8 protein-coding genes and 1 pseudogene are annotated in these 8,987 nt (G+C 44.0%); 2 read left to right on the forward strand and 7 right to left on the reverse strand.

Going from position 1 to position 8,987, the window contains the following annotated elements; translation table 11 throughout:
- The first annotated feature begins 324 nt into the window (after positions 1-324).
- On the forward strand, positions 325-864 hold the full coding sequence (locus R7F07_RS22960; protein ID WP_005382791.1) for a PadR family transcriptional regulator: 540 nt from the start codon (positions 325-327) through the stop codon (positions 862-864).
- 70 nt (positions 865-934) lie between these two features.
- Here the strand turns inward: R7F07_RS22960 and metF are convergent, their stop codons facing one another.
- The 3 genes from metF to R7F07_RS22975 form a co-directional block, all read right to left on the reverse strand.
- Positions 935-1,837, reverse strand: coding sequence for a methylenetetrahydrofolate reductase (gene metF / locus R7F07_RS22965; protein WP_005381345.1), 903 nt, complete (start codon positions 1,835-1,837; stop codon positions 935-937).
- Positions 1,838-2,099: 262 nt separating this feature from the next.
- Positions 2,100-4,508, reverse strand: coding sequence for a bifunctional aspartate kinase/homoserine dehydrogenase II (locus R7F07_RS22970; protein ID WP_171343379.1), 2,409 nt, complete (start codon positions 4,506-4,508; stop codon positions 2,100-2,102).
- Positions 4,509-4,523: 15 nt separating this feature from the next.
- A complete protein-coding gene (locus R7F07_RS22975; protein WP_171343380.1) occupies positions 4,524-5,684 on the reverse strand; it encodes an O-succinylhomoserine (thiol)-lyase in 1,161 nt (386 codons plus the stop codon).
- A 225-nt stretch (positions 5,685-5,909) separates the two neighbouring features.
- On the opposite strand from R7F07_RS22975, the gene metJ reads away from it, so the two are divergent.
- Positions 5,910-6,230 (forward strand): met regulon transcriptional regulator MetJ, encoded by a 321-nt coding sequence (gene metJ, locus R7F07_RS22980; protein ID WP_005381353.1) that lies wholly within the window; start codon positions 5,910-5,912, stop codon positions 6,228-6,230.
- Between the two features lie 112 nt (positions 6,231-6,342).
- On the opposite strand, the gene R7F07_RS22985 is transcribed toward metJ, so the two are convergent.
- The 4 genes and pseudogenes from R7F07_RS22985 to R7F07_RS23000 all read right to left on the reverse strand — a co-directional run.
- On the reverse strand, positions 6,343-7,620 hold the full coding sequence (locus tag R7F07_RS22985; protein ID WP_005381358.1) for a malic enzyme-like NAD(P)-binding protein: 1,278 nt from the start codon (positions 7,618-7,620) through the stop codon (positions 6,343-6,345).
- 206 nt (positions 7,621-7,826) lie between these two features.
- A complete protein-coding gene (gene bfr / locus R7F07_RS22990) occupies positions 7,827-8,303 on the reverse strand; it encodes a bacterioferritin (RefSeq protein ID WP_005381359.1) in 477 nt (158 codons plus the stop codon).
- 93 nt (positions 8,304-8,396) lie between these two features.
- Entirely contained in the window at positions 8,397-8,585 is a 189-nt protein-coding gene (locus tag R7F07_RS22995; RefSeq protein ID WP_005381360.1) for a (2Fe-2S)-binding protein, read from the reverse strand.
- 331 nt (positions 8,586-8,916) lie between these two features.
- Positions 8,917-8,987: pseudogene (locus tag R7F07_RS23000) on the reverse strand (elongation factor Tu); the annotation flags it as partial.

Genomic DNA, 8,987 nt, shown 5'->3' on the forward strand with positions numbered 1-8,987 from the left:
AAAAAATACCAAAATAAAAGAATAAAAAACCACAAGTTAACACTATTGATTATTATGTTAGTTTTTTAGGGTAATTTTGTCCTACTATTCCACTTCATGCTTATTATTTATATACTACTTGCCTGCTGAGAGCTCATAAATCCAATCATACCTGCTCCAGCCTTGATGGGACTCCCCATCTCTCTAGGTGATAAACGGCTTTAAGGTGACAGGACCAACATTGTTGGTGCTACTTATACATTAAAAAACTCAAGTGCCAGTAAGAGCGCAGCTGAAAGTATAAGTAGCTTGTTTACAAGTTTATTGACCATTTGGATTGAAGACATGTCATTACCACACGTAATCTTAACTGTTCTTAGCACTCGCGACGCAACCGGTTACGATATCACTAAAGAATTCTCTGCTAGCATCGGTTACTTCTGGAAAGCAAGCCACCAACAGGTGTACCGTGAACTCAACAAAATGGCTGAGAAAGAACTGGTTACTTGCGTATTAGAACCCCAAGAAGGCAAACCAGACCGCAAGGTTTACTCCATTACAGACGCTGGTCGCAGCGCTTTAGGAGAGTGGTTTGATCAACCAACTGCACACCCAACAGTTCGTGATGAGTTTTCAGCGAAATTGATGGCATGTGCCGTTCAACCAGCGGCTCCATTCCGTGACCAACTCGCCGAGCTAGTTGAAGAGTCTCGCAAACTGGTTTCTCACTACAAAGAAATTGAAGCGGCTTACTACGCAACGCCGTCAACTTTAGATAAACAAGCTCGCCTAGAACGTCTAACGCTTCGCCGTAACCTACTGTTACGTGAAACTTGGATCACTTGGGCAGAAGAAGTTCTAACTGAACTTGAAGTGATTGGTTAAACTCCTTTTGCTTTGATAAAACGAAAAAGGCTTGCCACTTGGCAAGCCTTTTATCTTTTTGAAACTAGGTTTACGCACCGACTACTGCGCGAGGACGAACACCCAACGTATGGCATAACGCGTAAGTCATCTCTGCACGGTTTAGTGTGTAGAAGTGAAAATCCTTAACCCCTTCACGACTCAGTACACGCACCATATCAATAGCTTGGCTAGCTCCTACAAGCTGGCGAGTCACCGGATCATCATCCAAGCCATCGAATTGTTTGCTCATCCATCCTGGTACTTTCACATTGTTCTGTGCCGCAAAGCGAGAAGCTTGCTTAAAGTTCGATACAGGCAAAATTCCTGGCACAATTTCTACGTCAATTCCTGCTGCGACACAACGGTCACGGAATCGCAGGTAAGACTCAACGTCAAAAAAGAACTGAGTAATAGCACGGTTTGCACCTGCATCTACCTTACGTTTTAGGTTCAATAAGTCAGACTGAGCGCTTTTAGCTTCAGGGTGAACCTCAGGGAATGCAGCAACGGAGATATCGAAATCGTGGCGTGATTTCAGCAGCTCAACCAAATCCGAGGCATACATATCAGGCGCACCGCCACCTGGAGGAATATCACCACGCAGAGCGACGATATTTTCAATACCATTGTTCCAATAATCATCGGCAATATTAATCAACTCTTCACGAGTCGCATCAATACAAGTGAGATGGGGAGCGGCAACCAATCCGGTTGTTGCTTTAATTTCTTTAATGATGGAGTGTGTTCTGTCACGCTCGCCGGAGTTCGCACCGTAAGTCACAGAAACAAATTTAGGTTGAAGCGTTTTAAGACGGTGCACTGAATTCCAAAGTGTTTCTTCCATCTTAGCGCTGCTTGGCGGAAAAAACTCAAACGATACATTGATGTTATCTGATAACTCAGCAATATTCTGGTTCAAGGCGTCGATATGGCCTGCGTGCGTATATCCCATCTTACTCTCCCTGCGGCACTCCGCCACGAAAACAAATCCTTAAAATCGACGTTTAGACGTCTATATGTCTACAGAATGTATTGAATACGATTTAATGTCAACCTTGTAATTATGAATTTTTCTCAAGTTAATAATGAAGATAGTTCAAGTTTCTACTTGAGCATCATCTCGCCATTTTGCACGGGTTATGACTTCAGTATGGCACTGATAGGGGAATAAAAAACCCTGGATTAATTCCAGGGTTTTTAGGTCAATCGCAACTTTAAAATAAACCAGCCAATCGGTTGAGGTCGGATTGAATAGCGCCGGCTGTCACTTCTCTGCCTGCGCCTGGTCCTCGAATGACCAGAGGGTTATCTTTGTACCACTTGCTCTCTATGGCAAAAATGTTATCGCATGGCAATAAGTTGGCGAGCGCGTGCTCACGAGATAACGCTTCGACTCCCACCGTTGCTTTACCATTTTTTTCTAAACGCGCCACATAGCGAAGCACTTGATCGTTTCTCTGTGCTTTTGTCAGACGCTCTTGAAGTATTTCACTCAACAACGCTCCATTATCGAAGAAATCATCTAAGCTCAGTTCTCTTAATTCTTCTGGCACCAAAGACTCAACTTTAACGCTGTCTGGTTCAATATCTAGGCCCGATTCTCGAGCCAAGATGACTAACTTACGCATTACATCGGAGCCATCTAAATCAGAACGAGGGTCAGGTTCGGTTAAACCTTGCTGCCAAGCAAGATCGACTAAATCATTAAATGGCACAGAACCATCAAACTGTTGGAACAGCCATGATAACGTCCCCGAGAAAATCCCCGATAGAGCAACGATTTCATCCCCACTTTCACGAAGATCTCGCACGGTATGGTTTATCGGTAACCCAGCACCAACCGTTGCGTTGTATAGCCAATGACGACCAATTTTAGCGAATGCATCTTGAACCTGATGGTAGTACTGACTATCTGCGGAACCGGCCACTTTGTTAGCGGAAATCAAATGAATGCCTTGCTGTGCGATTTCTACGTAGCGCTGAGCTAACTCTTTACTCGCGGTAACATCAAGCACGACGGCTTCATCATAGCTTTTAAGCGCTCCCAAACGTGCCAGCCAATCCCCATTGTTGGCTATGCTTTCATCATCAAATCGTTCAGCAACACTCGCCGCCTCAATACCTTGCTCATCGAACCAATAGGTTTGGCTATCCACAACCGCGACAAGATCAAAGCTCATACCATGACGTTTTTCGAGCTCACTTTTTTGCGTCGCAAATAAATTTAACCAACTAGAACCAATATTACCCTTGCCACATAAAGCCACTGCCACGCGTTTTTGCGCTTGGAACAACTGGCTATGAATCGTTTGAACCAACGCCTCGGTATCAGTACGGCGCAAAACAGCGACTAGGCTCAGCCCTGAGTCTGTTTCAGAGATAAATTCTACCGGAGAGTGCTTTAGCTTCTGATAAAAGCCAAAGCAATGATTGGCGTTTTTCGTAACGCCTGCACCTACCGCAGCTAAGAGCGAGTAACCTTCTTTTAGCTTAATTTCTGCCTCTACCGCAAGCTCTTGCAAGTGTTTCAATGCACCACCGGCGATTTCTGCGGTGTAAGCCAAGCGTAGCGTATGCTGATCGGATTGAGCTTCAAATGCCAGTGGCTCTAATTGCGCGCGCTGCAACGCTTGTAATACATCACTCTGTGTTTTTTCGAAGTCGTGCCCATGCATGAAAGACAACTGCACCAATAAAACATCATCCAGTGAAGTAATAATTTTAGCGCCACGACCAGATGCCAATACACGCTCAATACGAGTAGAACCCGACTCTGGCAGATAGCTACACTTGAGATTAAGGTCCATGGTACTTTGCGCCACAGGCTGAAGCGTACGACTGTGTAGCACTGGGGCAGCTAAGCGAGCAAGTTCACTGGCTTCATCCAATCGAAGTAACGGTAATAAACAAGCGTCAGACACCAAACGTGGATCGGCACTATAGACACCAGCAACATCACTCCAAATCGTGACAGTACTGACTTCAGCAAGCGCGCCTATGACCGTTGCAGAATAGTCAGAGCCGTTACGACCAAGTAGAATGGTTTCTCCTGCCTCGTTCTGAGCCATAAAGCCAGTAATTACCACACGTTTATGGTTATGCTGCGCGAGGATCTCTTTAATTAAAGGGTATGAACGAGCACGATCAACCTCTGGTTGAGTTCCCGCTTCTGCACGTAAAAACGCTCGTGCATCTTGTGCAACCGCAGGGATAGAACGTTGAGATAATAACGCGGCCAATAGGCGAGCAGACCATACTTCTCCGTGCCCCAGTACCGCGGCTTTTTGCGCATTAGTGAGTGGTGCAGTCAGCTCCGAGAGAGTACTGAACTCATCATGTAATAAAGCTAACAGCTCTTCTTTTGTTTCACTCTCCAACAAGCTTTCTATTAGCTCAGTTTGAAACTGTCTTAAGCTTTGAAGCGCTTCATGCGCAATTCGGCCATCTTTATTTAACCCTTCCAAAAACTCAATCAAGCGGTTAGTGGTTTTTCCTGCAGCAGAGACGACCACCAGATCATTTTCTGTCGAATACTCCTTGAGAATACCCACAACGCGTAAGTAGCATTCTGGGTTTGCTAAGCTACTGCCACCAAACTTATGCAGCTGACGTTGTACAGTCATTGTTATCGTCTCCTATTACTGGGTAGCTTTAGCGAACGCTTGTTCTAAATCTGTGATGAGGTCTTGTACATCTTCCAAACCGACAGACAAACGCAATAGTTGATGAGAGACCCCAGCCTCCGCCAGCGCCTCCTCACCCATTGCACGGTGCGTCATGGATGCTGGGTGGCAAATCAAACTTTCTACACCACCTAATGACTCTGCTAATGAAAACAGTTGGAGCTCTTTCACAAACACCTTTAACTGCTCAAACGAACCAGCAAACTCAAAACTCAACATAGAGCCAAAGCCCGTTTGCTGCTTTTTAGCAATGTCGTGACCTGGATGTTCCGGCAGGCTTGGATGATAGATAGTTTTAACTAACGCTTGTTTCTGTAGGTAAGCCAGTACCTGCTGTGAGCTCTCTTCATGTACTCTCATACGAGCAGCAAGCGTACGAATACCTCGCAGTGTCATGTAACTATCGAAAGGTGTGCCCGTTGCACCAATACAATTACCCCACCATGCAAGCTCTTCTGCATGCGCTTCTGTGTTGGTGATGATTACCCCACCAATTACGTCCGAATGACCGTTGATGTACTTTGTTGTGGAGTGGATAACAAAATCCGCACCTAACTCTAAAGGTTTTTGGTACACGGGTGTCAAAAAGGTATTGTCCACCGCAACTAACGCGCCGATTTGTTTCGCTTTTTCACAAGTAGCTGCAATATCCACTACGCGAACCAGAGGGTTTGACGGAGTTTCTAGCAAAATGAGTTTTGGTTTTTGTGCCAATGCAGCATCTAAAGCCTGTTCGTCTGATTGATCGACAAACTGAACCTTAAAATCGCCTTTGTTAGCTCGGGTATTAAAAAGACGATAGGTACCACCATAACAATCGTGAGGAGCAATAATGAGATCATCTGGGCCGAGAAAAGCGGAAACCCATAAATTTAATGCCGACGTACCGCAGTTAGTAACAACCGCTCCTTTTCCAGACTCAAGTTCAGATAGCGCACTTTCCAACAGTCCGCGGTTTGGATTACCAGATCGTGTGTAATCATACTTGGGCACTTCACCAAAAGCAGGAAAACCATAGTTAGTGGAAAGATAAATAGGTGGAACGACAGCATGATATTGGCTGTCTGATTCAATACCAGTGCGTACTGCAATGGTCGCAGGTTTGCGAGTGCTCATGGGTGTATCCTTTCACGGGTAATGACTTCTAAATAGGAATGCGCTATATCTAATGAGTAACATAAAGTGATCAACACGCTTCCTTTGCTGTTATGTTCACTTTACTCGTCAAAAAATGAGACGTCAACACTTCTAGACGTCTATATGTCTTTGCTTATGGCGGTAAATGCAGCTAAAATCAGCACCTAAATTATTTTTAACCGATTACATAAATGAAGGTGTGCAATGGCTGACTGGAATGGCGAATACATTAGCCCATATGCAGAGCACGGCAAAAAAAGCGAACAAGTAAAAAAAATTACCGTCTCTATCCCGCTAAAAGTTTTAAAGGTGCTAACTGATGAGCGTACTCGCCGTCAGATCAATAACTTACGCCATGCAACCAATAGTGAATTGCTATGCGAGGCATTTTTGCACGCGTACACAGGTCAGCCACTTCCGACAGATGAAGACCTTCGTAAAGACCGTCCTGATGATATTCCAACAGAAGTAAAAGCGCTGATGACGGAAATGGGCATCGAATTTGAGTCATTCGACGAAGAATAAAAAAGCCTGATAAGAGGTTTCAGGTAATAACTCTTGCCTCGAGCCAAATGAATGACATAAAAAATGGGACGCAATAGCGTCCCATTTTTGTGTATCACATCTGAAAGATATATTACTCTGCCATGTAGTTTTCAGGCATCTCGATACGAGCTACACCTGAATTAACCGCCGCCTGAGCAACCGCTTTTGCAACACGTGGTAGCAAACGTGAATCCATTGGTTTTGGAATAATATAGTCCGCACCAAACTCTAGCTTATCAACACCTGCAGCCTTCAATACGGCTTCAGGTACAGGCTCTTTTGCTAGCTCACGAATCGCCTCAACGGCTGCAAGTTTCATTTCATCATTGATTTCACTTGCACGCACATCAAGAGCACCGCGGAAAATGAATGGGAAACACAATACGTTGTTAACTTGGTTAGGATAATCACTACGGCCAGTACCCATGATCAAGTCATCACGAACTGCGTGAGCAAGTTCCGGCTTGATTTCAGGATCCGGGTTAGAACATGCGAATACGATTGGCTTATCTGCCATCAACTTCAACGCTTCCGCTGGCAATAGGTTTGGACCAGATACACCTAGGAACAGATCTGCACCTTCAATCACGTCTTCTAGTGTGCGCTTATCTGTATTGTTCGCAAATAGCTGCTTATATTCATTAAGATCATCACGACGAGTGTGAATCACACCTTTGCGATCTAGCATGTAGATTTTTTCGCGCATTGCGCCGCATTTGATCAGAAGCTCCATACACGCTACAGCGGCAGCGCCGGCGCCAAGACAAACAATTGTTGAATCTTCAAGTTTCTTACCTTGAAGTTCGATTGCATTCAGCATACCCGCTGCCGTTACAATAGCAGTACCATGTTGATCATCGTGGAATACTGGTACATCACAACGTTCAATCAGACGCTTTTCAATCTCAAAACAGTCTGGTGCTTTAATATCTTCAAGGTTGATACCGCCAAAAGTGTCTGCAATGCTCGCAACAGTATCAACAAATTCATCGATCGTGCGGTGCTTAACTTCAATATCAATAGAGTCAAGACCTGCAAAACGCTTAAACAGTAACGCTTTACCTTCCATCACTGGCTTAGATGCAAGTGGACCTAGGTTACCTAGACCTAGAATAGCGGTACCGTTAGAAATAACAGCAACCATGTTCCCTTTTGCAGTGTACTTGTACACGTTATCCGGGTTTTGTGCGATTTCACGCACTGGCTCTGCAACACCAGGGCTGTAAGCAAGGGCAAGATCACCCGCCGTTTCCGCAGGCTTTGTCAGTTCGACAGCAATCTTTCCTGGAGTTGGATAAGCATGGTAATCCAATGCTTTTTGGCGATGTTCTTCTTCTGGAGTGGCTGCTTGGTGGTTGTCTTCAGACATGGACGTTTCTCTTTTTTATTTTTAGGTAAGGGGGCATAAATTCTATCGGATAGAAATCAAACTTCATAGGCAAGATTGCGAGCAATATCCTTAAAAAGCCGATAATAAAAGAGATTAGACCAGATAACGGGGTTAAGCACCTGATTTTCGAGTCAGGTGCTCTTTCTTCTTACTATTATTGGAGTATGCAAACTCAGAAAGTATCGTTACTCTTCGTCCACGTATTGCGCTTGGAGATAATTCTCAATACCAGACATTTCAATCAAGCCAAGTTGCGTCTCTAGCCAATCAACATGTTCTTCTTCATCTTCAAGAATATCTTGGAAGAGATCTCGAGACACATAATCTCGAATGTCTTCAGCGTAGGCAATCGCATCTTTTAAATCTGGAATAGCCGCCATTTCAAGCTTTAAATCACACTCGAGCATTTCCTTGGTATCTTCACCAATCATCAACTTACCTAAATCTTGTAGGTTCGGTAGGCCTTCAAGGAACAAAATACGCTCAATTAGATGATCGGCATGCTTCATCTCATCGATAGATTCGTGATATTCCTTGTCTGCTAGGTGCTTTAAGCCCCAGTCTTTATACATTCGGGCGTGAAGAAAATACTGATTAATAGCGACGAGCTCGTTACCGAGCACTTTATTGAGATGTTGAATGATGATTGGATCGCCTTTCATGACAAAACCCTCCTCTTTGGCTTCATTTAAATGTAGAAGCAAATGAGAAGGTGTCAAAATGTAAGGCAAATAATTACTGCATACTTACAGCAATTAGCTGGCTTGTTTAAATTCCGTGTAACTAGTTTCCGCTAAAATTTCCTTGGCCTGTCTGATGCACTTACCACATTGGCTGCCCAATGCCGTGCACTTTTTGATTCCTTTAATATCTGTTACGCCTTCATCTATCGCCAACTTCCTAATTTTTTTGTCGGAGACACCATGGCAAAGACAAACGTACATACTCAAAAAACCTATAAAACTAATCTGTGACAAACAATATAAACAAGAATAGTTCTTGTTACCAGTCGCATTATGGTGTCCGCTCAGAATATTTGGTTATAACGATTTTACCGCTGCAGGAAAAGATCAAAGGGTTAAGAGGGGTGAGTAAAAGCGTTAAGAAAAAAAGCCGGTAAAACTCTGTTTTTAAATCGAAAAAGTGACGTCTTTTATTTCAACACTTATAACTAAATGTAATCTAGAAATGAAAAAGGGAAGCCTAAGCTTCCCTTTTCGATGCGCTTTCTTCAAAAAGAAGAACAGTGCAAGATTTCGTTTAATTCGTTATGAATTAGTCGAAGATCTTAGCAACAACACCAGCACCTACTGTACGGCCACCTTCACGGATCGCGAAACGTAGAC

The organism is Vibrio sp. YT-16 (assembly GCF_033337405.1).
Classification (GTDB): Bacteria; Pseudomonadota; Gammaproteobacteria; order Enterobacterales; family Vibrionaceae; genus Vibrio; species Vibrio alginolyticus.

Bases quoted from the DNA above. Each gene is read 5' to 3' on its own strand.
- R7F07_RS22960 (WP_005382791.1), top strand. From the start codon at position 325: ATGTCATTACCACACGTAATCTTAACTGTTCTTAGCACTCGCGACGCA.
- metF (WP_005381345.1), bottom strand. From the start codon at position 1,837: ATGGGATATACGCACGCAGGCCATATCGACGCCTTGAACCAGAATATT.
- R7F07_RS22970 (WP_171343379.1), bottom strand. From the start codon at position 4,508: ATGACTGTACAACGTCAGCTGCATAAGTTTGGTGGCAGTAGCTTAGCA.
- R7F07_RS22975 (WP_171343380.1), bottom strand. From the start codon at position 5,684: ATGAGCACTCGCAAACCTGCGACCATTGCAGTACGCACTGGTATTGAA.
- metJ (WP_005381353.1), top strand. From the start codon at position 5,910: ATGGCTGACTGGAATGGCGAATACATTAGCCCATATGCAGAGCACGGC.
- R7F07_RS22985 (WP_005381358.1), bottom strand. From the start codon at position 7,620: ATGTCTGAAGACAACCACCAAGCAGCCACTCCAGAAGAAGAACATCGC.
- bfr (WP_005381359.1), bottom strand. From the start codon at position 8,303: ATGAAAGGCGATCCAATCATCATTCAACATCTCAATAAAGTGCTCGGT.
- R7F07_RS22995 (WP_005381360.1), bottom strand. From the start codon at position 8,585: ATGTACGTTTGTCTTTGCCATGGTGTCTCCGACAAAAAAATTAGGAAG.